The sequence below is a fragment of the Chitinophaga oryzae genome (assembly GCF_012516375.2).
In the GTDB taxonomy this organism is placed as follows: domain Bacteria; phylum Bacteroidota; class Bacteroidia; order Chitinophagales; family Chitinophagaceae; genus Chitinophaga; species Chitinophaga oryzae.
This window is the reverse complement of the sequence record NZ_CP051204.2, coordinates 7,686,997-7,711,812: the sequence shown is the minus strand read 5'-3', so window position 1 is coordinate 7,711,812 and position 24,816 is coordinate 7,686,997. Positions and strand designations below refer to the sequence as shown.

Annotated in this window: 17 protein-coding genes; 13 read left to right on the top strand and 4 right to left on the bottom strand. The window is 51.2% G+C overall.

What is annotated here, in order from left to right:
• The first annotated feature begins 17 nt into the window (after positions 1-17).
• The 7 genes from HF324_RS30560 (at position 18) to HF324_RS30530 (ending at position 11,262) form a co-directional block, all read left to right on the top strand.
• Positions 18-614, top strand: coding sequence for an RNA polymerase sigma factor (locus tag HF324_RS30560; protein WP_168807333.1), 597 nt, complete (start codon positions 18-20; stop codon positions 612-614).
• A 52-nt stretch (positions 615-666) separates the two neighbouring features.
• Positions 667-1,866: a FecR family protein gene (locus tag HF324_RS30555; RefSeq protein ID WP_168807331.1), complete on the top strand. Its 1,200-nt coding sequence runs from the start codon at positions 667-669 to the stop codon at positions 1,864-1,866.
• A 116-nt stretch (positions 1,867-1,982) separates the two neighbouring features.
• The gene (locus HF324_RS30550; RefSeq protein WP_168807329.1) at positions 1,983-5,330 is read left to right on the top strand and encodes a TonB-dependent receptor; all 3,348 of its coding nucleotides are present in this window, start codon (positions 1,983-1,985) and stop codon (positions 5,328-5,330) included.
• 17 nt (positions 5,331-5,347) lie between these two features.
• Positions 5,348-6,877 carry a RagB/SusD family nutrient uptake outer membrane protein gene (locus tag HF324_RS30545; RefSeq protein WP_168807327.1) on the top strand — a complete coding sequence of 510 codons (1,530 nt, stop codon included), beginning with the start codon at positions 5,348-5,350 and terminating at the stop codon, positions 6,875-6,877.
• A 35-nt stretch (positions 6,878-6,912) separates the two neighbouring features.
• Entirely contained in the window at positions 6,913-8,355 is a 1,443-nt protein-coding gene (locus tag HF324_RS30540; protein ID WP_168861553.1) for an aryl-sulfate sulfotransferase, read from the top strand.
• A 24-nt stretch (positions 8,356-8,379) separates the two neighbouring features.
• Positions 8,380-9,378 (top strand): c-type cytochrome, encoded by a 999-nt coding sequence (locus HF324_RS30535; RefSeq protein ID WP_168861552.1) that lies wholly within the window; start codon positions 8,380-8,382, stop codon positions 9,376-9,378.
• A gap of 219 nt (positions 9,379-9,597) precedes the next feature.
• Positions 9,598-11,262 (top strand): TPM domain-containing protein, encoded by a 1,665-nt coding sequence (locus HF324_RS30530; protein ID WP_168861551.1) that lies wholly within the window; start codon positions 9,598-9,600, stop codon positions 11,260-11,262.
• 61 nt (positions 11,263-11,323) lie between these two features.
• Here the strand turns inward: HF324_RS30530 and HF324_RS30525 are convergent, their stop codons facing one another.
• Positions 11,324-12,145: a DUF6515 family protein gene (locus tag HF324_RS30525; RefSeq protein ID WP_168807319.1), complete on the bottom strand. Its 822-nt coding sequence runs from the start codon at positions 12,143-12,145 to the stop codon at positions 11,324-11,326.
• 56 nt (positions 12,146-12,201) lie between these two features.
• Positions 12,202-13,152, bottom strand: a complete 951-nt coding sequence (locus tag HF324_RS30520) for an ADP-ribosylglycohydrolase family protein (protein WP_168861550.1) — start codon at positions 13,150-13,152, stop codon at positions 12,202-12,204.
• A 1,162-nt stretch (positions 13,153-14,314) separates the two neighbouring features.
• Between HF324_RS30520 and HF324_RS30515 the strand changes: the two genes are divergently transcribed.
• Positions 14,315-15,211 carry an aldo/keto reductase gene (locus HF324_RS30515; protein WP_168861549.1) on the top strand — a complete coding sequence of 299 codons (897 nt, stop codon included), beginning with the start codon at positions 14,315-14,317 and terminating at the stop codon, positions 15,209-15,211.
• A 70-nt stretch (positions 15,212-15,281) separates the two neighbouring features.
• A complete protein-coding gene (locus HF324_RS30510; protein WP_168861548.1) occupies positions 15,282-15,986 on the top strand; it encodes a DJ-1/PfpI family protein in 705 nt (234 codons plus the stop codon).
• Here HF324_RS30510 and HF324_RS30505 read toward each other — a convergent pair.
• Both HF324_RS30505 and HF324_RS30500 read right to left on the bottom strand, forming a co-directional pair.
• A complete protein-coding gene (locus HF324_RS30505; protein ID WP_168861547.1) occupies positions 15,934-16,962 on the bottom strand; it encodes a fatty acid desaturase family protein in 1,029 nt (342 codons plus the stop codon). The genes HF324_RS30510 and HF324_RS30505 overlap by 53 nt on opposite strands.
• A 34-nt stretch (positions 16,963-16,996) precedes the next feature.
• The gene (locus HF324_RS30500) at positions 16,997-17,830 is read right to left on the bottom strand and encodes a lysophospholipid acyltransferase family protein (protein WP_246269657.1); all 834 of its coding nucleotides are present in this window, start codon (positions 17,828-17,830) and stop codon (positions 16,997-16,999) included.
• A 203-nt stretch (positions 17,831-18,033) separates the two neighbouring features.
• Between HF324_RS30500 and HF324_RS30495 the strand changes: the two genes are divergently transcribed.
• The 4 genes from HF324_RS30495 to HF324_RS30480 all read left to right on the top strand — a co-directional run bounded on the left by HF324_RS30495 (position 18,034) and on the right by HF324_RS30480 (position 24,706).
• Complete coding sequence (locus HF324_RS30495; protein ID WP_168861546.1) at positions 18,034-18,867, top strand: N-acetylmuramoyl-L-alanine amidase; 834 nt, start codon at positions 18,034-18,036, stop codon at positions 18,865-18,867.
• A gap of 188 nt (positions 18,868-19,055) precedes the next feature.
• The gene (locus tag HF324_RS30490) at positions 19,056-19,445 is read left to right on the top strand and encodes a hypothetical protein (protein WP_168861545.1); all 390 of its coding nucleotides are present in this window, start codon (positions 19,056-19,058) and stop codon (positions 19,443-19,445) included.
• 634 nt (positions 19,446-20,079) lie between these two features.
• On the top strand, positions 20,080-23,262 hold the full coding sequence (locus HF324_RS30485; protein ID WP_168861544.1) for a SusC/RagA family TonB-linked outer membrane protein: 3,183 nt from the start codon (positions 20,080-20,082) through the stop codon (positions 23,260-23,262).
• Between the two features lie 13 nt (positions 23,263-23,275).
• Positions 23,276-24,706, top strand: a complete 1,431-nt coding sequence (locus tag HF324_RS30480) for a SusD/RagB family nutrient-binding outer membrane lipoprotein (protein WP_168861543.1) — start codon at positions 23,276-23,278, stop codon at positions 24,704-24,706.
• Positions 24,707-24,816 lie beyond the last annotated feature (110 nt).

The window sequence follows — 24,816 nt, the reverse complement described above, 5'->3', positions numbered from 1 at the left end:
ATCAAATCGAGAATCCAGTGGGCAATGAAGAAGCTGTTCTGCTGCAAAGGCTGCAGCAAGGGGATACCGAAGCGTATATAACACTATATGATCAGTATTATCCCTCACTTTACACTTATATACTCCACTTCATTAACATCCCGGAACTGGCCGAAGATACACTACAGGAAGTGTTTATAAAGATCTGGGAGATTAGGGAGCGGATCAACCCTGAATTATCGTTCAGCGGTTACCTGTACCGTATTACCCGGAATCATGTGTTTAAACGCCTGAAGAAGATCAGCGCCGATGCGGCCCTCCGTTTACAGGCGATGCAGGAGTTGCAGCACCAGACCGAAGATGCAGATACACGGCTGCTCTGGAAACAATATGAGTCTTTACTGCACCAGGCCATAGCGCAACTGCCGCCCCAGCGGCAGAAGGTATTCAGGCTTTGCCGGGAAGAAAGCAAAAGCTACGAAGAAGTAGCCGTGGAACTGGGCATTTCCCGTAACACGGTAAAAGAACATATGGTGCTGGCCATGAAAAGTATTAAGTTCTTCTTTTATACTAACACAGACGGTATTCTCCCGCTGCTGTTGGTCTCCGGTCTCCTGATAACTCCCTCCAGGTAATTTTTTTTCTCTCCGACCCACCCTGTTTTCTTTTTTGGGGATAGTAATAGATATGCCCGCAGAAAAGAACAATGAATATTACCGGTTATTGCTGCAACGCTGGCAGCAACGGACCTGTAGTCCCCAGGAAGCCCTTGAGCTGATGGACTACCTGCGGGACGATGTTTCCGGCCGTACCCTGCTGCACGAAATGCAGGCCGCGTTCCGGCAGGTAAAGCCGGGTGACGGCATTCACTCCGGTGAGCCGGGCGACAGGGTCCGGAAAGAACTCCTGCAGCATATACAAGGCGCTCCGGTCACACCACTTTCTCCCCGGAGGAATTATAGCTGGTTGAAACTGGCTGCGGCAGCGGCGGTGTTACTTGGTTTTGCCATTCCGGCAGTATACTTTCTCCGGAAACCGGTGGCCACTACCGTGGCGGTTACCGCGGTCAAAGCCGCACCGGCGGCTGTAACGCCCGGCGGGCACAAGGCAGTGCTCACCCTGGCCAACGGGGAAAAAATAGTGCTCGACAGCGCCGCTATACATCAGCTGGCGCAACAGGGCAACAGCGCCGTACATAATCAGGACGGGCAACTGGTATACGTTAAAACAAAAGATGCCAACAGCGCGCCTGTCTATAACACGCTCACCACCGGCCCGGGCGAAACCTACCCGCTGGTACTGGCCGATGGCAGCAAAATATGGCTCAATGCCTCGTCTTCTCTCCGCTTTCCTGCCGCCTTTGCAGGGGATGAACGCCGGATAGAGCTTAGCGGCGAAGCATATTTCGAAGTGGCACATGATGCCCGCCGGCCTTTCCGGGTGCTGGTAAACCAGGTGACGGTAGATGTACTGGGCACCAGCTTCAATATCAACTCCTACCCGGATGAAGCCACTATCAATACCACACTGCTGGAAGGCGCGGTGAAGGTTAACAGTAAGAAAGAAAGTATACAACTGGCGCCCGGTGAACAATCGCAGATAAGCCCCGGCGGCCATGTAAAGAAAATAACCGGCGTAAATACCGCTGAAATAATCGCCTGGAAAGAGGGTTACTTCCAGTTCGAGAGCACAGATCTGACCACCGTACTACGGCAGTTTGCCCATTGGTATGATGTGGAAATTATATATGAAGGCCGGCTCAGGCCCAGGAAATTTTTCGGAATGATCAGCCGCAGCAGCAGTCTGATGAATGTTTTAAAAATGCTGAATGCCAACGACGTCAACTACCGCTTAGAAGGAAAGAAACTGATTATAGAAGGCGATTAAAGCCTGGAAGTGAACAATTATATCAACCAATATAACGGGAATGTTATCATAACAAAGGCTTTGTAAAAGAAAAGAGCACAACCAGACCATTCTCTCAATCAAAATTCAGCACAAGTATGCAATTACGTACTAATGCCAGTTGCCGGTGTAAGAGCAACCGGCGTCCAACCAAACATCTGAAGGCCAGCCAGCTACTGGCCCTGCTATGTTTCGCCGCCACGGCACAGGGGAGCGCAGCCCCTGACCAGGTAGTAAGCCTGTCGATGAAAAATGTTACCGCCAAAGAGGTGTTCCGGGAAATCAACAAACAAACCGGCCTCAATATCCTGGCAGATGAAGCCTTGCTGGAAAAAAGCGGCAGGGCCAATATCACGGTGAGCAACATGCCTGTAAACGATGCGTTGCATCTTTTTATGCGTAACCAACCCCTTACTTACAGTATTGAAGGAGGCGCTATCATCGTAAAAACAAAACCGGCAGTGCAGCCGGCTACCACACCGCCGCCACCTATCGAGGTGCACGGCGTGGTTACCACCGATAAAGGTCAGCCGCTGCCCGGTGCAACCGTCACGGTTAAAGGCACCAAACTCGGCACTGTTACCAACACCGATGGCAGCTTTAAGATTAACGCCAACCCCGGGGAAACACTGGAAATCTCTATGGTGGGTTTTAAAACCTGGTCGGTTAAATTCGACGGTAAAACCACCAGCTTTAAAGTAACCCTTTCCGAAGAAGTATCTAACCTTACCGATGTAGTGGTGGTGGGGTACGGTACCACTAAAAAGAAAGACCTCACCGGCGCTATCAGCTCCATTTCCAGCGAAGATATGAACCTCGGTGGCGTAACCAGCAATGCTGCGCAGGCTATCCAGGGCCGCGCGGCAGGGGTGCAGGTGAGCCAGTCGAACGCCGCGCCGGGCGGACAAACGATTGTGCGCATCCGCGGTGGGAACTCCATCAAATCCACCAACGAACCACTGTACGTAGTGGATGGCTTCCCTTCTGAAACAGGAAAGGACATCAACCCGAACGACATCGACGATATACAGATCCTTAAAGATGCCTCCTCCACCGCTATTTACGGGGCCCGCGGCGCTAACGGCGTGGTGATGATCACTACCAAAAGAGGCAAGAGCGGCCGCGCCGCCATTCAATATGACGGCTATACCGGCACACAAAGGATCGTGAAGGAATATGATAAAATGAATGGCCTGGAGAATATGCAGGTCACCAACGCCAAAGCCATCGAAAAAGGACAACCAGCCTTTTATACGCCTGCCGATCTGGCCAGCGGCCGTGACAACGACTGGTTTAAACTGGCTACCCGCCCGGGCACTGTGCAAAGCCATAACTTAAGTGTGAGCGGCGGTACTGCGGAAGACAGGGTAGCACTATCCGGCAGCTATTTCAAGCAGGATGGCGCACTGAAAAATACCTCTTTCGAAAGATACTCTGTGAGATTGAATTATGATAAACAATTCGCCAAACGGTTTAAAACAGGAGCCAGCGTATATGCATCACACGCTTACACCAACTTCAAAACCTACGACGGCAACATCGTGCCCTCCAACGTCATGTACGGCGTAATTACCGCCTCTCCGGCCATTCCTGTGTACAACGACGATGGCACCTACGCCCGGTTCAAAGGAAGGGATAACCCGCTGGCCTGGCTGATGGCGCCTACCAACGACCGGTTCGAGAACAAAGTGAATTTTAACGTATATGCCGACTACCAGATCCTCGACGGCCTTAACTTCCGTGTGAACGGCGGTACGGAATATACCACCACCAAAGAGGGTACCTATCTTCCCCGCGACCTGGTAGATGGTGAAAAAGTACAGGGCAAAGCCAGTTTAAATGACCTGGCGGTGTCCCGCAACCTCGTGGAAGCCTATTTTACCTACCGGAAAATATTTAATACTATCCACTCCCTTAATGTCGTGGCAGGGGTGTCCTACCAGTCCGATAAATACCAGAAACACTATTCCCTGGTACAGAAATTCAGCACCGATGCCTTTCTTTACCACAATCTGGAAGCGGGCACCGAACGGCTGTCAAGCACCAGCAGCACCATACCGGCAAAAATGGCCTCAGCCTACGGCAGAATCAACTACTCACTGAAAGATAAATACCTGGCTACGGTGACAGTGCGCCGCGACGGGTCATCAAAATTTGGCGGCAACAAACGCTTTGGTATTTTCCCTTCCGGTTCCCTCGCCTGGAGAGCCGGCGAAGAAGCGTTCATCAAGAACCTGAACATTTTCTCCAACCTGAAAGTAAGAGGAGGCTACGGCATTACCGGTAACGATAGGATCGGTGATTATATTTACATGTCGCTCTTTGGGCCTACCAACGTATCACTGGGCGAAGGCAGCGACAGTTACGGCGGAACGGTAATTACCCGCCTGCCTAACGAAGACCTGCAATGGGAAAGTACCGCACAGTTGGACCTGGGTATCGATATGGGCTTTTTCAATAACCGCGTTTCCGCGACTATCGATTACTACCGGAAAAAAACCAACCGGCTGATCTTTGATATGCCTATCGGCGACTGGAACGGTTTTGCCGTACAAACTGTAAATGCCGGCAGCATTGAGAATAAAGGCGTGGAATTATCTGTTACTACGGAAAATATCATCAATCATGCCTTCACCTGGAACACCACCGTGAATATTGCCTATAATAAACAGAACTGCCTCGATCTGGGCGGCAGGCCATATGTGATCACGCAAACCGCTAATCTCTACGGTGGTCGTGGCATGGACTTCACCAAACTGGAACCGGGACGTGAATTAAGTACGTTCTATGGTTATATCTATGATGGTGTCATAAAAACCGGCGAAGCGCATCCTGCACAGCCCAACTCCAAAGCAGGAGATCCCAAGTTTAAGGATATCAGTGGTCCCGGCGGTAAGCCTGATGGGATTATCGATGCCAACGACCGTACCTATCTCGGCCATGCCAACCCGCATTATATCTATGGTATCAATAACAACTTTACCTATAAAGGTTTTGAACTGAACATTTTCCTGCAGGGCGCACTGGATTACAGCCTGTACAACGGTACCGGCCTGGTGCTGGAATCAGGTCCCGGTAAGGCCGCACTGAACAGGTGGACCACCAAAAACGAAAACACCGATATACCGAGAGACGGATATGCGATTGCCTACGGCGGCCTGATGAACTCCCGCTTCGTGGAAAACGCCTCCTACCTGCGCTGTAAAATGCTGATGCTCGGTTATAATATCCCCGTGGCCAAAACTTTCCTGAAAAGCCTGAGAGGCATTAAAGTATATGGCTCGGTACAAAACTTATTCACCATCACCAAATATACAGGATCAGACCCCGAGGTAAACAGCAATCTCAATAGCAGCGGCAACAACGCCAACCTTTCGTCAGGGTTGGATTATACTGCTTTCCCTGCTTACCGCACATTTACTGCGGGTCTTAAATTGAACTTTTAACCTGTAAACCGGAACAAATGAAATACGCATATATCGCACTCACCACATTGCTGCTCGGCGCCAGTTCGTGCAAGAAACTGGTGGAGCCTAAAGTATACAGCTATCTTACGGATGCCAACGCATTCCTTACGCTAAGTGACGCCAAAGCCGCCGTAAACGGCGTTTATTCAAGGCTCAAGCAACCCAGCGGCAGATCAGATGCCTGGATGTATTACGCCGGGTTCCAGGTCACTATTTCGGACCTTACCACAGATATAGGCCACGCCAGTTCCGGCGGCGATGTAGGACTGATGTCCGACTGCCAGTGGGCGCCGGCCAACACCTACCTGGCCTTTGCCTGGCAGCATCAGTATAAACTGGTGTCGGATGCCAACATCTCCCTCTATTATATTCCTAAAATGACCAGCATTACGGATGCACAGAAAGAACAGTTCACCGCGGAGCTCCGCTTCCTGCGCGCCCTTGGTTACGTGGACCTGACTGATGCGTTCGGGCCGGTAATAGTTGTGACGGAAGAAACGGTGGCGAAAAATATCGCGCAACCTGACTATGAGGCTGCATTACCCACCACCCCGGTGGCTGAAATCAATAAGATGATCATCAGCGACCTGGAATATGCAGCGGCCCACCTTCCTGTAAATTATTTAAACAACAGCATCTACAGCAGCAATGATATAGGCCGCGCTACCAAAGGCGCTGCGCTGTCGCTGCTATGCAAACTGTATATGCGCGAACATGAATGGCAAAAGGCGCTGGACCTTACCACTCAGGTCATGACGCTGGGATACGGATTGTATCCCACTTATGCAGGGCTGTTTGCAGAGAAAAATAAATGGTGCCAGGAAAGTATCTTCAGTGCCCTGGCAGACCCCCTGGTAGATGCCGTGGAAATCATGAACCACTTCGGCCCGATCAACAATCCGCAGGTAACAGACAGATGGCAGTACTTTGCTTTAACCTGGTATTTCTGGAATACTTTCGGCGCAAACGACGACCGTAAAAAAATGTTCTACTCCGACTATACAGGTACCGATGGCCTGCATTATATGCAGGCCCCTCCGGGACAAACCAACCCGCCGGAAGGATACTACTACATGCCGGATGTAGCGACTACCAAATTCGCCGATCCGAATGGCTCCACCACTTACTATGACGGGCATGTATTCCCCATTCTCCGTTACGCTGATATCCTGCTTTGCAGGGCGGAAGCGCTGAATGAGCTGAATGGGCCCAACAGTGAGTCCATTCAGCTCATTAACCAGGTGAAAGACCGCTCTCACGCCACCAACCTCGGCGCCGCCGGCACCTTCACCAGGGAGAGTTTAAGGGATGCTATTCTGCAGGAACGGGGCTGGGAATTTTTCTTTGAATGTAAACGCAGGCAGGACCTGATCCGCATGGGTAAATATGAAAGCGTGGTAAATAAATACCTTACCGCCGTAGGAAAAACACCCACCATTAACCTGGCGCGCGATAAATATTTTCCCTACCCGCAGGCACAAACGGACCTGAACAAAAATCTCAGTAATAATGGTCGTCGTCAATAGCGGCGGTTATTACCTTTCTAAATTATTCAGTACCGATGATCTCATCCAATAAAATACAACGCTTGCTGCCATTGCTGTCAATGGCGGCAGCGTTGTTGCTGCTTGCGACCGGTTGTATAAACAGTGGCGGCAACGATATTGTGTCTATCACGCTTCTTCCGCAGGGCCAAAACGCTATCAAGGTAAAGACAGTTGTCCTGTGCAGCGATACCGTTGATGCTGCCGTGGAATACTGGCAGAAAGGGCAGGAACAACAGCGCACTGTCACATCGCTGTCTGAGCGCCGGGTCAGCCATACTATCGTGCTTACTGACCTGTTGCCTGAAAAGGCTTATGAGTACAGGGTTTTAACCGGTCACGGCAAAGATCTTTATCCCGGCAAAACCTACACGTTCAATACATTTGGTTTACCGGTGTGGATGAAAGACATGTTCAGCGTGGTATGCCCCGACAGCTCGGTGCTGCCGGCCGCTTTTAAGAGAGGCTATGTAATGCTTACCCGCCGCGAGGATCCGGGCATCCTTTTTCTGCTGAATGCAAAAGGCAGCATTGTCTGGTACCACCAGGTAAGCGGTACCGGCTTTAAAGTGGCCCGGTTTACCGAGCACAATACTTTCCTCACGCTGCTGGGTGGCCCCGGCTATGAAACCAGCTATGGCGACCAGATCCTGGAATTGTCTGTTACCGGCGATACACTCGCTAATCTCAAAAAAGGACAACAGGACTTTAAACAAACCATCCATCACGAAATACTGTTGGACCAGGCCAACCAGTTTGTTACACTTTGTGTGGAAGAAAGGGTCTGTGACCTCCGCAGCAAAGGCGGCAGCAAACAGGATACAGTAAAGGGGGATGGTATCCTGGTGCTGGACAGGCAAGGTAAACAGGTCTGGAAATGGACAGTGTTTGATGTGCTGGACCCACTGGACGATAAAAATATCTTAAAGGAAAAACAAGACTGGATGCACGCCAACTGTATCGCATTTGATACCGATGGCAACTACCTCATTTCTTTTTATAACAACGGGCAGATATGGAAGATAGATGCACGCACGGGTAAACGCCTGTGGACATTCGGAAAAAACGGCGATTTTAACCTGCCGGCGGCCTCGCTGTTTGACCAGGCGCATGCACTGCATATCAATGAGCACGGCGAACTGATGTTCTTCGACAATGGCGTGAGCAAAAAAACATCCAGGACACTCTCCTTTAAACTGGACGAAAACAAAAGGCAGGCTACACTATGCATCAACACTACACTGCCACCCGAAAATTACAACGAGCGGATGGGCAGCAGCTATTTAGTGAGCGATACCACCCTGCTGCAATGCGCCACCAAGAGAAATACGGTTATTCTGACCAATTTCCAGGGAAGGTTTCTCTGGCTGCTGAGAACGGGCATGTCGTCTTACCGGGCTTCCTTTATCCCGGCGGAAAAACTGGCCCCGTACATTCATCAGCCGGGTTATGAACAATAATTGTGCACTACAAAAAAATTATACATGAGAAGCTTCATCGTGATCTGCGGAATCTGTTGCTGGGGGATAGCCATGATATCTTCCTGTGGGACAGCCGTAACAGGAGAAACCAACGCCACCGCGCTTGTGCAGCCGGATAGCGTTTCCTATATCAATATCGATACTACGCTGATACCCAATGACCAATTCGGCGAATCGGTAAAGTATGGCCGGGAACTGATGCTCAATACCGCACGTTATATAGGACCGGAGGGCAGTGCAGGAAAGTTCCTGGGCAATAAAATGAACTGCACCAACTGTCACCAGGATGCGGGTACCAAAGCGTTTTCGTTTAACCTGATGTCGTCGCACGACAACTACCCGCAATACCGCAGCAGGGAAGGTAAAGTGCTTACCCTGGCGGAAAGGGTCAACAACTGCGTAATGCGGCCGCATAATGGCAGGCCCCTGCCATTAGACAGCAAAGAAATGGTGGCATTTCTTTCGTACTTTAAATGGATCAGCACCTTTGTGCCTAAAAACAAACCTTTTAAAGGCGCCAAAAACCTGCATCTTACTTTTCCCGACATAGCCGCCAGCCCCGAAAACGGCCAGGTACTCTATCAGGCTAATTGTGCCCGCTGTCATGGCCCTAATGGGGAAGGCCAATGGAATGCGGACAAAAGCACTTACGTATACCCGCCGCTGTGGGGTAACACGGCCTATCAGCCCGGCTCCAGTATGCACCGTGTTATCAAACAGGCAGAGTGGCTGAAAAACAATATGCCTTACGACAAAGTAACACCCGGCAAACCTTTCCTCTCCGATAAGGAAGCAATAGACATAGCCGCATTTGTTAACAATGATAAGGTCCACTCCCGCCCCAACCCTAAAAACTTCGATTATCCGCATATCGCTGAAAAGGCCATCGATTATGACCATGGTCCTTTCGCAGACACGTTTTCTGTAGCGCAGCACAAATTCGGTCCCTACCAGCCCATCATCGATTACTGGAAAGCGAAAGGGTTAAAGCCGGTATATTAACGGCGGATCGGGAGCATCTTTTGGCAATGAAGCATGGATGGGCCGCCTTGTCCGGTTGGCGGCTCATTCCTGATCCTGGTATATTTTAATTGCCCGGTCGGTTTTAGTGGCTTCCGGTTAATGGCATCCATTGTCCGGTTTAAATGTTTTATTTTGCGCCTATACCGGGCTCCGGTCCGGCCATTTTTTAACTGACCATTGCCAGAATTACCCGTTATTATGCGAAATGTTTTGTACCTGTTGTTGGTATCCCTGTTAATGTCCTGCGCCGGGCAAAAAACAAAATACTCGGTGGAAGACGTACCAGACCCCAAAAAAAATGGTGGCGGCTACATCAGTAATCCCGACCATCTTCTCTCTGACGGTACGGTTGGCAGCCTGAACGAAAAACTGTCGGCCCTCGACAGAAGCGGTAAAGCGCAGGTAGCCATGGTGCTGCTGAAGTCTATCGGAGAAAATGAACCCACTGATTTTGCCCACAAACTGTTCAACTACTGGAAAATCGGTAACGCCTCTACGAACAACGGCCTGCTGGTCTTGTTAGTGGAAGATGCCCACCGCCTGGTGTTTGAAACCGGGAAAGGACTGGAAGCGGAGATGCCCGACGTGATCTGTTTCCGCATCCAGCAGGATTATATGATCCCCTATGTCAAAAACGGGAATTACGACCGGGCGTTCGAAGAAGGCCTCAAGTCCGTTTCCGCCCAGTTATACAACGGTAATTACGCCTTCGATAAAGACATAGCGCCGCAGGTGGAAGACCCTTCCCTGATGCCGGAAGATACCCGGCTACCCGAGCCACAGGGCCTGGTGGCAGCTCCTGCTGCGCCGGCGGACAGGGCAACCGATCCTAACGAAGCGGAAACCGCCATGCCTACGGGAGTATCCCCGGAGGAAGGCGTTATCAGCGCAGCACCTTTTATTGACCAACAGGCCCCTGCCATCGATTATTCAAAGACGGGAGACTTCAACGGGAGCGCCTTTTTCGCGGGCTTCCTCTGGCTGGTCCTTTCGGCCGCTATGATGAGTGTGTTCTTCGGAAAAAAGCGAAGAACCAAAAAAGGAGAGGACGCCATGCCGGTGAAGATGAAGGACATGCCCAACGATTTCCTGCGCCCGGGGCTGGCGGGACTGTTCATGATACATATCTCGGCTATCGCTGCGTTTGCGTACCTGTTTTTCAAAAAAGGCTGGATGATCAATTTCCTCACGGTTTTTGTTGGTTATTACCTCTTATGGGTGCTGTTTATCCACCTCGCCGTGCTGTTGATAGCCATCAGGGCCAGGAAAGTGCTGGGCGGTAAAGACCGCCATGAGCAGTGGCAATTCCATGCCCGCACCGCCCACAAACTGAGAGCGGCCAGATATATTTTCCCGCTGCCTTTTCTCTGGTTTTACCTGGCATGGCTCAAACGGCGGATGGCACGGCTGCGCGATGAGCCGTACGATTGCCCTAACTGTTCCCGTCCCCTGCATAAACTGGCCGAAAAGGACGAAGATGTCTATCTCAAAAAAGAGCAGGTGATAGAAGAAGACCTGATGGCGGTGGATTATGACGTCTGGAAATGCGATACCTGCGATTACAAACTGGTGTTGGACTATACCAACGTGCATTCGGCCATGTCGGAGTGCCCGCATTGTTTGCATATATCACTTGAATGCAAACAGACGGTCACCAAAAAAAGAGCGACGACAAGAGAGGCCGGATGGGGCGTTACCACCTACGCCTGCGCTATATGTTCCTATAAACATGATTATCGTTTCGTGATACCCCGTGTCAGCGAATCCTCCTCGTCGTCTTCTTCGTCCTCGTCGTCGTCTTCTTCTTCCTCCGGCTGGGGCGGAGGGTCTTCCGGCGGCGGTGGCGCCAGCAGCAGCTGGTAAAACGACATAAAAAAGGGCGCACCGGCAGTGGTGCGCCCTTTTTTATGTTCGTTCCGTTTTGTTACTGGCCGGCCTCCATTTTACCAACGACCTGGTATCCTGTACCATTGTTGGTGGTTACCTGCTGGTAGTACATGCCGTCGGGTGACAGGTAGTATTGTTGCCCGTTGATCTGTACAGAGCGGCTGCCTTCAGGAAGCTTGTTCAGGATATCGGGAGGTACGGTTTCGGTACTGTTGTTGTCTGTGTCATTATTATTGCTGTTATCATTATTCTGCGGGCTCACCACGGTGTTGCCGATTTTCCCGTTTTTACCCACTACTTTAAACCTGCGGCCGTTGTCAGTCATCACTTCCTGGTAGTAGGTGCCATTCAGCTCATAGTAGCTGTTGCCATTGAACTGCACTTCGGTAGCCCCATCCGGCAGGTCTGGTACGGCAGCGTTCATGGGCGGGTCTACCACCCGGTAGCCGTTGTCGCTCCTGTCAGACTCGTAGTAAGTGCCGCCGTAGTAATATACAGGGCCAAACTGCGGTCCGAGGGCGAAGTAGCCATAAGGCAGCGTGGACACATAGAGCCCGATACGCGGGTAATAAAAAGGACGGTACCGGTAGTAGCGGGGATAACGCGGGCCATACCAGCCATGGCTGTAATAGGCCCCTCCGTGATACACAGGGCCGCGGTAACCGTGGTAATAGCCGCCTCCACGGCTGTAGCCGGGGGAAACCCTCACCGGGGGCGTGTAATGAGAACCTGATACGCGCCCGCCACCGCCGAAGCCTCCTCCGCCACGACTAACACGGTGTTGGGCATAAGCGCCGGTTGCTGTCGTTGTGCATAACAGCCCAATCAACACAAACAGCATATAAAATCTGTTTTTCATCTTCTTCGGATTATAATGTTTAGACTGATTTCAGATTCAATAGTTTAAGCCTCTCCTCAGGCAGAGGGCGTACTGAGCGCATCGGTGAATTGTTGTGACAATTCGATGATTTTAGCCGATTTAGCTACGCCCGATATCCAGGTTGCCGGGATGTTGTCCGGCCCGTAATGCAGTCCTGCACCGGCGCCCACCACCGCCGCGGTGGTATCGGTATCGCCGCCCAGGTTCACCGCCGTAAGCACTGCGTCCTGGAAATTGCCGGTATTCAGCAGGCACCAGAGCGCGCTTTCGAGGGTATGCACCACATAACCGGAGCTTTGGATGTCTTTTTCTTCCAGGTTGGTAATATTATCCTGCAGTATCCGGCTGAAAATTTTGATCTCCGAAGGATTGAACTGGTTGGCCAGGATGAAATCGTTCACCGCCGCCCGCATAACCTGGTAGGATTCCTGCAGATCTTTGATGGTCAGCAGGTTCCGCAGGAACTCCACATAAATAAAACAAGCCATTAGAGAACGGAAGTGCGCATGGGTAATGCCGGACACCTCCTTCACCATATGGTAGCGTTGCCTGATATTTTCTTCCCTGGCGAGGTAAACAGCCACCGGCATGATACGCATGAGCGAACCGTTACCGTTTTCAAACTCTTCAAAACCGCCGGAGACCAGGGGAGAGGTGCCGGCGCCTACCCGTGTTAAAGCGTGGCGGGTAGTATGGCCGATGTCAAATACCTTATCATGTGCGCCCCAGTAACCTTCTGCATACCATTTCAGGAACGTTTGGGCCATATGGGTGAGGTTATATCCTTGTGTGAGGCTTTCAGCTGTACAAAGGGTAAGGGACGTATCGTCTGAAAAAGTGCCCGGAGGCTGGTTCCAGCAGCCGTAGCCGGTAAATTCCCGGATGGGATTTTCCCGAAGGTAGCTCCTGGTTTGAAACTCAACCGGAACACCGAGCGCATCGCCGATGGCGGTACCGAGAAAAGCGCCTGTGATCTGTTGTTGCATAGCATGGGGATTTATATACCAGTTATATAGAAAAAACGTGCCAACAAATGTTTTCGGTATGTGAATGCCGCTGTTTGTTCAGTTTGTCCAGCAGATTTCTGTTCTGTTCACTCTTGTTCATTTGCCAAATGGCCCGGATGACTGTCTCTTTGTTAGGTTGGCGTTTTATCTTTGCATGGTAACAATTAGTACTGACACCAGCAGTCACCCGGTGGATTTCTGGTAACAGGAAAGGATAAACGGATTTATTACCCAGTGTTGACCCCGGCGGCTGCCGCTTGTTGTTTGTTTAACGCCCCTCCCGGACAGCTTGTCCGGGAAACAGTAACAGGCAGACGCCCTCAAACCCCATTGCTTTATGCACGCTTTTTTATTTAACAGACAGTACAAAACATGCACCTTCCTCGGGAAGTACCATTACTGCTTTTTTGCGCTGTGCTGGCTCAATTAGCCGTAACCTCTTTAACCAATCATTGCTACTGATTCGACAGCAATTTAAATGGGAATAGGTGGATGAAAAGGACTGTTTTTCCAGACGGTCCTCTCTCAGGAATTTTTCTGAGTCCAAATGCAGGTATATATAGATGAAGGCTGATGGGACTGCCTTTCCAGGTGGTCCCCCTCAGAAAACATCTTGCTGCTGCTGACGGACCGTCACATAAATGTTGGAATGCCATGTAAAAGAAGGATAGGAAGGGACCATCTTTCCAGGTGGTCCGGTTTTCCAACCCTGCATGGCTGTTCCCCGGGATACTAAAAGTGCCATATGAACCATGTGGGCAACTGCTATAAAACAGCTTGTTCGCAGTACGATTGATTCAGCTTCAGGGACCGTCTTTTCAGACAGTCCCCTGCCAGACAATTCAGGTTGCGCCGCAACCTTCATTATAAATCAAAGTGCTCTATTCATAAGCGAAACGGTGGAATTAATCACGGACCGTTTTTCCAGGCGGTCCTGCTCTAAAGATTTTCAGATTAAGGACGGATTGAGAATGGTAAGATCAATATCAGCATGGGCTGCCTTTCCAGGCGGCCCTGTATCATACAACTGATGAGTCATGGGTTAAGCATGGGGCGTTTGTTTAAACTGCCCCGCTTTTTTACCTTCGTCCGGTGTGCTTCAGGGAAGCGCAGGATGGAAACCGTTAAAACCCGTTTTTTTATGCAATATCGTCAGTTAGGTAAGTCGGATCTGCATATCAGCGAAATCAGCTACGGCTGCATGTCGCTGGGCAGTGACGATGCAGACAACGCCCGCCTGGTACACCAGGCCATAGACGGTGGGATCAATTTTTTCGATACCGCCGACCTGTATGATCACGGGCAGAATGAAATCTCCCTGGGAAAGGCGTTGCAGGGCAGGAGGACAAACGTCCTTATCGCCAGCAAGGCGGGCAACCAGTGGCGGCCGGATGGCAGCGGGTGGGACTGGAATCCGCGCCGGGACTATATCCTGTCCTGTGTGGAAGAAAGCCTGCGCCGCCTCCAAACCGATTACATTGATCTGTATCAGCTGCATGGCGGTACTCTTGAAGATCCGACGGACGAGACGATATCGGCTTTTGAAACCCTGCGGCAGCAGGGAAAGATCCGTTATTACGGGATCTCTTCCATACGCCCCAATGTGATCCGCACCTTCGTGGAACGGTCCAATATTGTGAGCGTGATGATGCAGTATAGCCTGCTGGACCGCCGTCCGGAAGAAAGTTGTTTCCCGCTGCTGGAACAGCATAACATCGGCGTGCTGGCAAGGGGGGCCGTGGCAAAAGGCTTGCTGATCGGTAAAACGCCGGCGCCTTACCTGGACTATAACGAAGCTGACGTGACAAAGGCGGCGGCAGCGATACAACGGCTGTCCACCGCCGGCAGGAGCGCTGCCGCTACGGCGTTGCGGTATGTGTTGCAGCAACCGGCGGTTACTTCGGCCGTGGTGGGCATGCGCACGGCGCAGCAGGTGGAGGAGGCTTTGGAGGCGGCCCGTGCTACGCCGCTCACGGCACCGGAAATACAACAGCTGCAACAGGTATTGCCGGCCAACTTATATGAGCAGCATCGCTGATGGCTTAGTAGCAGGATCATTTATTATATTGTACAGATATTCTATTTGTACAGAACCCAAAGTCCTTTGTATGCAGAAACTCAAAATAGGCATGTTTCTTTTCCCGGACATGACCATATTGGACTTCACCGGCCCTTATGATGTATTTGTGAAAGCGCCTTGTTTTGAGGTGGTGCTGTTGGGAGAAACGACGGCGCCCTTTAAGGTGGAAGGCGGTCTGACGATACAACCGTCGGTGACGATGGCTGCCTGTCCGCAGCTGGATATCCTTTTTGTGCCCGGTGGCAAGGGTATCAATGCATTGCTCACTAACGGCGCGGTGCTGGATTTCCTCCGGCAGCAGGCGCTGGGCGCGAAGTATATCACCAGTGTTTGCACAGGCGCGCTGGTACTGGCTGCGGCCGGACTGTTACAGGGATATAAGGCCACCACTCACTGGCGTTCGCTGGAGCTGCTGCGTATGCTGGGTGTGGACGTGGTGGAAGAGCGGGTGGTGAGAGACCGTAACCGGATCACCGGTGGCGGCGTAACGGCTGGTATTGACTTCGCGCTGTCACTGACCGCCATGATAGGAGGGGAGGAGCTGGCGCGCATTGTTCAGCTGCAGTTGGAATACAATCCCGCGCCGCCTTTCCGGGCAGGTTCGCCGCATACTGCCGGCACGCCGGTATTGCAGGCTACGCGGGAACTGACCAAGCACATGCTCGAAACACGGCGGGGTATTATCCGTGCACTGCTGCAGGAGCGCGGAATGCCTGCTGCGCCGCCGTCCTGATGTCGCATACTTCCCGGAGGCCGATCATGCGTTGGCGTTCCGGGTCCCATACTTTCAGCCGGAAGCAGGCCCGTATATCACGGAAACGCAGTGAGGTGACCGTCACCTGCTGCAGTTCCGGAAAAGCTGCCATCACTTCGGGCAGGCGGTAGAAAGGAATACGGGCGTTCAGGTGATGAATGTGATGATAGCCGATATTACCGGTGAACCATGCCATTACAGGATTCATCTGCATATAGCTGGAACTCAGCAGCGCGGCTTTATCATAACACCAGTTCTCGTTGTCGTTGAAGACTACGCCGGGGAAATTGTGCTGGGCATAGAACAGGTAGGCGCCAATACCGCAGGCGATGGTAAAAGGAATGAATATAAAAAACAGCCAGCTTTGCCATCCCAGGAAGTAAAAAACAGCGATGCTGCCGGCGATATGCAGTACCATGGCCAGCAGGGAGTCCGCATGTTTACGCGGACTGCTGGCGAAAGACTGCCAGCACATGCCAATCAGGAACATAAACAGGTAACCAGCCGCAATGGTGGCAGGATGGCGGGTAAACAGGTAACTTCTTCTCTCTCCGGGGGACATCTGCTCAAAACGCTGACGGGTGGCGATGGCGTAAGACCCGATACTTGCACTGAACAGCTTTGAATTGTGTTTGTGATGGTAGTCATGTGAGCGCTTCCAGATGCTGGTAGGCGCCAGTATATAGATGCCGAACAGCGTCATGATAGCGTTGGCTACCCGTGAGTTGTGCAGGATAGCGTGGTGCTGGTGATCGTGGTAGATGACGAACATTCGCACAATCAGCAGGCCTGATAGCACGCTGCCGGCTATCCGGAAGGGCAGCGGCAGCAACAGGGTGCTGGCCAGGGCCAGTATTAACAAACATAAGGTGGTAAGCAGGTATAACCAGCTCTTGGTCCTTTCTTCACATGCATACGGCTTGGTAGCCAGAATTAAGTCTTTGCCTTGCAGCATAATCGTTGTAGAATTTCGTAAAAAATACAGTTGCTTATTGTTGAACGGCGGGCCGCTGGTGTTTCCATCGTTTGTGTGACCAGAGCCAGGTGGCGGGTTGTTCGATGATATCCGCTTCCAGTTGGCGTGTATGCAAGGCCGTTATTTCGCCTTCCTTTTCCGTAGAAGGAGTGGCAGTGAGCATATGGGCAAATACAGTGTAATAGCCTCTTTTGTCCCGTTGTACACTGACGTATACCACAGGGTAATTCAATTTCTGCGCAATTTTCTCTGTTCCCTTAAATACCGGCGTATCCTGGTGAAGGAAGGTCATCCAGTGTGCGGTCTGCGGTTGTGGCGCCTGGTCTGCAATAAACGCAGTGGCGCTCACATGGTCGCGGTTTTTAACCATGTCGCGGAAAGTGTCCTGCATGGCAATCAGTTTGGTACCGAAACGGGTACGCATTTTATACATCAGGCCGTTGAATTGTTTGTTGGCCAGCGGATGATAGATCACATAGAGCTGCTGCCGGCACAGGATGCTGAAGGTATTGCCGGCCCATTCCCAGTTGCCTTTATGCCCCATGACCAATACCACGCTTTGCTTTTCGGCCGCCAGGCGGTCAAACAGCGCGACGGTCTCATCTGTGAAACGACAATGCCGGACCATAGCTTCGCGGCTGATGGTCAGTGTTTTAAAAGTTTCAAGGAAGAGATCGCACAGATAATGATAAAAATCTTTGCAGATCTTTTCAAGCTCGGCTTCGTTTTTGTCAGGAAAGGAATTACGGAGGTTGTTCATTACCACCTTTTTCCGGTAGCCAAGCAGATGATACAGTAAGATAAAAAGCAAATCGCTGACAAAATATAAAATTCGGAAAGGCAGCAATGAGACAATATAAATTACCGGTAACAACAGGTAGTAGGCAATAACAGTCAAGTCAGCGTAGGTTTTTGTTGCTCCAGGAGCATTATGAAAAATGTAAATATATAGGAAAGACAGAACTTTTCACAATATAGCCTTAAAAACAAGGCATTGTTAGGTTTTAGTATCTTTATCCGGGCATCTTTTGTAAACTTTAACATATACAGATGAACGTTATCCGACAATTGACCAGATGGACATGCCTTGCGGCAGTCATCGGTATGTACAGTCACTGCGCCCGTTCGCCGTACGCAGCCACCAATAAAATTTACCGGCAGAAAGCCAAAGGATATGCACATGTAATACGCGAACAGCCGGCGGTACTGCCCGGCGAAAACGGTATCAGGCCTGCATGGTGGGCCGGTACCATCAATTACAACCTGCGTAAACCGAATATGGTCATTATTCATCATACTGCCCAGAATTCATGTGAACAAACACTTAAAACCTTTACACTGGAGCGGACACAGGTCAGCGCTCATTATGTGGTATGCCGCGACGGCACCATTCATCATATGCTGAATGATTACCTGCGCGCCTGGCATGGCGGGGCTTCCCGCTGGGGGAATATCACCGATATCAACTCCGGTTCTATTGGTATCGAGCTGGATAACAATGGCACAGAACCATTTGCTCCCGCACAAATCAACAGCCTGATGATCCTGCTGGACACACTGCAGCATCGTTACAATATCCCGGCTGCCAATTTCGTGGGACATGGCGACATTGCCCCCGGCCGTAAGGTGGACCCCAGCGCTTACTTCCCCTGGCAGCAGCTGGCCGCAAAAGGTTTTGGCCTCTGGTACGACGATACCACCCAAACAGTGGTGCCACCCGCCTTCGATAAATGGCAGGCGCTCCGCATTATCGGCTACGACCTGAAAGATACCACCGCTGCCATGCAAGCCTTTAAAAGGCATTTCATGCCGCAGGATACCCTGCTTCCTTCGCCGGACACCGATAACAAGGTGCTGTACGGCGTCATGAAAAAATACCAGTGACCCGGTCTTTGAGGTATGACACCTTAAGGACTGGTTACCCCTACGCCGGTACTTTATTTATTTTGTAGTGTGCGTTAAATGAAGTATTTTAATAATGAGTTAGATCGAACCATAACCAGAATCTGAGACCCAATATCACAACAGCATAGCTATTACCTATTTTCCTCGTTATTATAATTTCTCTTGCCATGAAACGCACACTCCAGTTCTCCCTGTTACTGCTGTTACCGGCTGCCCTGATCGTATTGGCCGCCCGTCAACAGCCCGCTTCCGCAAAAATCCATTACCAACCTGTGTCCGACACCACCTGCCTGGTAAAACATGAAAACACCTACGACTTCCCCGACAGCCTGCGCAAAAAAATAAATGCGCTCATCGAAGACAAAGTTGCCGGCGGCATCGAAGAAAAAGGAATCACTACCTGGGAAAATTCTCCCGATGCACCTGAATACTACCAGATCGTGCTCCGAAAAAACAAGGTCACCATCAAGTACAAGGGCACCATCTGCCAGGATAAGCTCATAGCAGAAAATATTGACGCCTGCACGGCAGAACTGAAAAAACTCCTGAATAGATAAAGAATACAGGCTTATTGATAACAAACCTATCGTGTTCCGTTAATCACCGGAGCATCGTGTTGGCGCCTGTGCAAGCTGCGGTGCACTGCTACGTATATGCCTGCTGTCATATTGCTAGTAAATATTTATCCCCGGGCCGCTGCCCGGGGATAAAGTACTTCATTGCTATTCGGATCTTTCATACGTTCTCCATCGCTTTGCGCTTACGCTCTGTTGTCTTCTTTATAACACACTGACATTCCGTGTGCGCCGCTGCTATACACGCTACCGTTTTACGTACCACCTTTCAGTCTTTCCTGCTTTAAAATGAGGGGGCGGTTCATTTGATCTGATTTGGCTATCAATTGTTTATAAACAAAATATCCTGCTTCCAGTGCTGTAGACCTCCCGGTAATGTTACCTGCTATTGTTATGTTTAGTCTACAGGTTTTGTAGATTAATAAATCTTGATTACTTTTGCGCCAGATATCTACCATCATGGCGCACGCGGTCATCATCACCAGCGATCGTATGTCTGTGATCACATCAACCATCGTACACCAACGACAAAGACCAAAACCAAATCGGTAGTAAACGGAAAAACCAGTATTGTCCGCCAACGACCAAAAACTATTGCTTAAATCACCAGTTACGAATGAAGTACGTACAAAGGCTGCTCGGCCTGTTGCCCGCATTATTGTGGCTACAGCAGAGCTTTGCCCAGGAAACCAGGGTCAGCGGGGTAGTCACCTCCCGCAGCGACGCACAGCGTGTACCCGGCGCTGTTATACGGATAAAAGGCACCTCCCAGGGTACCCAGGCCGATGCAGATGGTAAGTATACGATCAGCGCCAATGCAACAGACACATTGCAGGTCTCTTTCATAGGCTTCCAGACAGCCCTGGTGCCGGTGGGTAACAACCGTGTCATCAATATCGCACTGGAAAGTGCAGACAGCAAATTGCAGGAAGTTGTAGTGACCGCGCTGGGCATCTCCCGTGAGAAAAAATCACTGGGATACGCTGTACAGGAACTCAAATCAAAAGACATCGCGGAAGCCAGGGAAACGAACCTGGTGAACGCCCTCTCGGGGAAAATAGCCGGTGTACAGGTGACCAACAGCCAGGGCAGCCTCGGTTCTTCCCGCATCGTTATCCGCGGGGAAACCTCCATTGCAGGCAACAACCAGCCCCTGTTCATCCTCGACGGTATCCCGGTAGATAACAGCCAGCTGGGTATCGGCACCGGCCGCGATTTTGCCAACGCTATCTCAGACGTGAACCCGGACGATATAGCCTCCATCAGCGTGCTGAAAGGCCCCAATGCCGCCGCATTATACGGCTCCCGTGCCTCCAACGGCGTTATCCTGATTAAAACCAAAACAGGTAAAGAAGTGAAAGGCGGCCTCGGAGTGACCGTTAATTCCAACGCTACCTTCGATAGGGTGCTCATCCTGCCCGACTTCCAGAACGTATACGGTCAGGGCGCCGGCGGACAGTTCTCCTATAAAGACGGTAAAGGCGGAGGCCTCAATGACGGTACCGACGAAAGCTGGGGCCCCAAAATGGACGGCCGCCTTATCCCTCAGTTTTTCTCCAACGGGGAAGCAGTACCCTTTGTGCCGCATCCCAACAACGTAAAAGATTTCTACGAAACAGGCTATACGCTTAATAACGGGCTCGCTGTAGGCGGCAGCTCGGAAAAGATCGACTACCGTTTCTCCTATAACAATACCAAACAAGTGGGCATTCTGCCTAACACCGGCATCAGCCGCAACACCTTCACCGCCAGCAACACCTTCCGCATTGCGCCTAAGCTGACGCTCAACACTTACGCCAACTATATCCGCAGCAGCGCCGACAACCTGCCCGGCGTGGACGGCAGAAGAGGCAACAGCGTTACGTTGCAGTTCATCTGGTTTGGCCGCCAGGTAGACGTGTCCAAACTGCGGGATTATAAAAACCCGGATGGCACCGACTATAACTGGAACCATAGCTACTACAGCAATCCCTACTGGATACAATACGAAAACACCGTAGGGCAGCTGCGCAACCGCTTCTTCGGAAACGCCCGCCTGTCATACGAAATCCTCGACTGGCTCACGGCCAACCTCCGTATTGGTACCGATTACTACCAGGACAGAAGAAAATACAAAATCGCTTACTATACCAACGGTACACCGTTCGGTTCCTATACAGAAGACGCTTATGCTGTCAGCGAAACCAATGGTGAGTTTACCCTCAACGCTAAAAAACAGCTGAGCCACGATTTTAACCTGGACGTACTCGTTGGCGGTAACATCCGCAACAACCGGTTCGAACAAAACTACCAGCAGGCGCCCAAACTGGCGGTGAAAGATGTGTATACGCTTAATAACTCCCGCGATCCGCTGCTTTCCACCAGCTACTTCTCCAGGCAACGGGTGTACAGTACTTTCGGTTCTGCACAGCTCGCGTTCCGCAACTACGCCTTCCTGAACGTGACAGCACGCAACGACTGGTCGTCCACATTGCCGGTAGAAAACAACTCCTATTTCTATCCTTCGGTAAACGGTAGCCTCGTACTCTCCGACGCACTCAACATCAAAAGCAAAGCACTTACCCTGCTTAAAATCCGCGGCGGATGGGCACAGGTAGGTAAAGACACTGATCCCTATCAGCTGATCAATACCTATCCGTTCAACCAGCCGTTCGGACCAAACCCGCTGCTCACCGTATCCGATAAGTTCCTGGCGAAAGACCTGAAACCGGAAATAACCAGCTCAACGGAAGTGGGCCTGGAAGCAGGCTTCATCGACAACCGTATCCGCCTCGATTTCACCTGGTACCAGTCCAACAGCCGCAACCAGATACTGCTGGCGGATGTAAGTCCTACTACCGGTTATCTGAAAAAACTGATGAACGCCGGTGAGATCAGCAATAAAGGTATAGAAGTGATGCTCGGAGGAACACCGGTGTCTACACGCTCCGGCTTCCGTTGGGACGTTAACGTTAACTACGCCCGCAACGTGAGCAAGGTGATAGAACTGGATAAAGAAGGTTTCCTCAACAACTATGTACTGGGCAGCAGTGGCAATATGCAGGTGCTGGCCAGCAAAGGGCAGCGCTATGGCGCCCTGTATGGCGCCGCCTACCAGCGCGATGCCCGGAACAGGATCATCGTCAATGCCGATGGTACGCCGGCGATCGATCCCAACAAGAAAATACTGGGCTATTATACGCCCAAATGGACCGGTGGTATTTATAACACCTTCACCTTTAAAGGAATCAGCCTCGGCTTCCTCATCGATACCAAACAAGGCGGCTCTATTTATTCGGGCACCAACTACACCGGTAACTATACCGGCGTGCTGGCGACGACGCTGCCCGGCCGGGATGAGGAACATGGCGGTTTGCCTTACTACCGCAGCGGTCAGCAGAATATACAGCTGCCTTCTCACACCGCCACAGCGCCCAATGGCGCCGAAGTGCACCATGATGGTATGATCTTCGACGGCTACACGGCAGACGGTAAAAAGAATGATGTCATCCTCGGCGCAGAAGACTATTATAAAGCAGTATACAACAGCAGCCTGAATGAAAGCTCCATCTTCGACGCTTCTTTCATCAAACTGCGCGAAATCAAACTGGGTTACACACTGCCGAAAACACTGACGGACCGCTGGAAATTACAGTCTGTCAACATTGCGCTGGTGGCCAGAAACCTGGGGTACCTGCAGAAGCATGTACCTAATATCGACCCGGAGACCGCTTTCAATACCGGTAACGGTCAGGGACTGGAGACACTGCAGATACCCACCACCCGCAGCATCGGCATTAACCTGAATGTTTCATTTTAATTACGCACCGGATATGAAAAAATTGTTGATACCAACTTACCTGTTGTTCGCTATTGTGCTGCTGGCTTCCTGCCGTAAGGAGCTGGAGCGGATCAACAAGAACCCGAATGAACCGACGACCGTGCAGCCGGACTACCTGTTGAGCAATGGCATTAAGGCCAATGTAGATACTTACTGGGGGCCTGATGCCGCCATGGATGGAACTTTGCTGTATGTGCAGTACTGGTCTAAAATACAATATACTGACGCCGACCGGTATATCGCCGGCGCCACCGGCACCCAGACAGTATGGAGCAATTTCTATGCGCAGGGCATTGAAGACTTTACCACGCTGGCGCAGTTGGGTGACAGCCTGCATAACGCCAACTATAAAGCGGTTGCCGTGATCATGCGTTCCTGGATCTTCCAGCAGCTGACAGATCTCTATGGTGATATCCCTTATAAACAGGCTGGCCAGATCAGCCAGTACCTGACGCCGGTATACGACAGCCAGAAAGACGTATATACCGGTCTGCTGGCAGAGCTGAAACAGGCGGCGGCCAGTCTCACCCCCGGTAGTAACGACATCAACGGCGATATCCTCCTTGGTGGCAATACTGTCCGCTGGAAACAATTTGCCAACGCGCTTCGCCTGCGTATTGCGCTGCGCATCGCCGACCGTGAGTTCGCTACTGCCAAAGCGGTATTTGACGACGTGGCTGCCGGCGGCGCAACCGCCCTGCTGCCGAAAGACACGGTGATAAAACTCAATTACCTTGCATCACCCAATCAGAACCCGGTAGGACGCAACCGGGAAACCCGCAACGATTACCGCATCAGCAAATCTGTGGTCGACAAGCTGAAAGCGCTGAACGACCCACGGTTACCCATATACGCCACTATGCCGAAAGATACCAATGTGATCATCGGCGTGACCAATGGGCTTCCGAGTGATTCCGCCGCCAGGCTGGGCTTCACTAAAACTTCCGATGCCGGTACAGTGTTTACCGCTACTACGGCCCCGGCTATACTCTTTAGCTATGCAGAACAGCAGTTCATCCTGGCAGAAGCAGCGCAGCGTAGCCTGATCGCCGGTAACGCCCCGACACTGTACAACCAGGCGGTGACAGCATCTTTTGTGCAGTACGGTATCCCTGAAGCTGCCGCTGTTACTTACCTGGCTCGGCCAGAGGTGACTTATGATGCGGCCAACTTTAAGAAAAGTATCGGTGAACAGAAATGGCTCGCCCTCTTCGGACAAGGCATCGAAGCTTTCACAGAATGGAGAAGGCTGGACTATCCGCAGCTGAAAGCTGCTTATGCCGGTGCGCTGGGCGGTAAGATGCCCGCGCGGTTTAAATACCCCTCCAGCGAGCAGTCGCTCAACGGCACTAATTATAAAGCAGCCGTAGCCCGCCAGGGCGCCGACCTGCTCACAACCAAACTCTGGTTTGATAAGTTCTAGTCATAGTTGTTGATAAATTGAAAGCCGGCGTGAATGATCATGCCGGCTTTTTATTTTTATAAAATTCTCAAGCATACATATAAAAAATCTACATATAATAAATAAAGTTT

What these genes read in the sequence shown, in the direction of transcription:
- HF324_RS30555 (WP_168807331.1), top strand. Translation starts at nt 667, where the DNA reads ATGCCCGCAGAAAAGAACAATGAATATTACCGGTTATTGCTGCAACGC.
- HF324_RS30550 (WP_168807329.1), top strand. Translation starts at nt 1,983, where the DNA reads ATGCAATTACGTACTAATGCCAGTTGCCGGTGTAAGAGCAACCGGCGT.
- HF324_RS30545 (WP_168807327.1), top strand. Translation starts at nt 5,348, where the DNA reads ATGAAATACGCATATATCGCACTCACCACATTGCTGCTCGGCGCCAGT.
- HF324_RS30540 (WP_168861553.1), top strand. Translation starts at nt 6,913, where the DNA reads ATGATCTCATCCAATAAAATACAACGCTTGCTGCCATTGCTGTCAATG.
- HF324_RS30535 (WP_168861552.1), top strand. Translation starts at nt 8,380, where the DNA reads ATGAGAAGCTTCATCGTGATCTGCGGAATCTGTTGCTGGGGGATAGCC.
- HF324_RS30530 (WP_168861551.1), top strand. Translation starts at nt 9,598, where the DNA reads ATGCGAAATGTTTTGTACCTGTTGTTGGTATCCCTGTTAATGTCCTGC.
- HF324_RS30525 (WP_168807319.1), bottom strand. Translation starts at nt 12,145, where the DNA reads ATGAAAAACAGATTTTATATGCTGTTTGTGTTGATTGGGCTGTTATGC.
- HF324_RS30520 (WP_168861550.1), bottom strand. Translation starts at nt 13,152, where the DNA reads ATGCAACAACAGATCACAGGCGCTTTTCTCGGTACCGCCATCGGCGAT.
- HF324_RS30515 (WP_168861549.1), top strand. Translation starts at nt 14,315, where the DNA reads ATGCAATATCGTCAGTTAGGTAAGTCGGATCTGCATATCAGCGAAATC.
- HF324_RS30510 (WP_168861548.1), top strand. Translation starts at nt 15,282, where the DNA reads ATGCAGAAACTCAAAATAGGCATGTTTCTTTTCCCGGACATGACCATA.
- HF324_RS30505 (WP_168861547.1), bottom strand. Translation starts at nt 16,962, where the DNA reads ATGCTGCAAGGCAAAGACTTAATTCTGGCTACCAAGCCGTATGCATGT.
- HF324_RS30495 (WP_168861546.1), top strand. Translation starts at nt 18,034, where the DNA reads ATGAACGTTATCCGACAATTGACCAGATGGACATGCCTTGCGGCAGTC.
- HF324_RS30490 (WP_168861545.1), top strand. Translation starts at nt 19,056, where the DNA reads ATGAAACGCACACTCCAGTTCTCCCTGTTACTGCTGTTACCGGCTGCC.
- HF324_RS30485 (WP_168861544.1), top strand. Translation starts at nt 20,080, where the DNA reads ATGAAGTACGTACAAAGGCTGCTCGGCCTGTTGCCCGCATTATTGTGG.
- HF324_RS30480 (WP_168861543.1), top strand. Translation starts at nt 23,276, where the DNA reads ATGAAAAAATTGTTGATACCAACTTACCTGTTGTTCGCTATTGTGCTG.